At 74.4% G+C, this 313-nt stretch carries 1 pseudogene; it reads right to left on the bottom strand.

The annotated features are described in order from the left end of the window. Positions 1-313 (bottom strand): annotated as a pseudogene (locus tag JHN63_RS52280) (hypothetical protein); the annotation flags it as partial.

The raw sequence follows: 313 nt of genomic DNA, 5'->3' as shown, positions 1-313 counted from the left end.
CGGCAGCTCACGGATCTGCTGCCGCGCAGGCGTGCGTACCTGCTCGTAGCGCGTGGAGTTGGCGTGCCGCACGAGCACATCGCTCGCCTCGCGTACGGCGCTCTCGGCAGCGGACAGGTCAGTGGCGCAGCCGCGCAGTGAGCGACGGGCCTCGGCGGCGGAGTGCCGGGCCTCCTCCACGCTGCCGGGGTACGGCTCGGGCTCCTCCTGCTCCTCGACCTCCTCCGTGGAGCGCTCGCGCAGCAGGTCGCGGAGCATCGCGGCGGTCTCGTCGAATCCGCCCGCCCCGTCCTCGGCGCTGCGGTGGGCGTCG

Source organism: Streptomyces sp. MBT65, assembly GCF_016612545.1.
GTDB lineage: Bacteria > Actinomycetota > Actinomycetes > Streptomycetales > Streptomycetaceae > Streptomyces.
The sequence above is the reverse complement of the archived record's forward strand: the minus strand, read 5'-3'. Positions and strand labels throughout refer to the sequence as shown.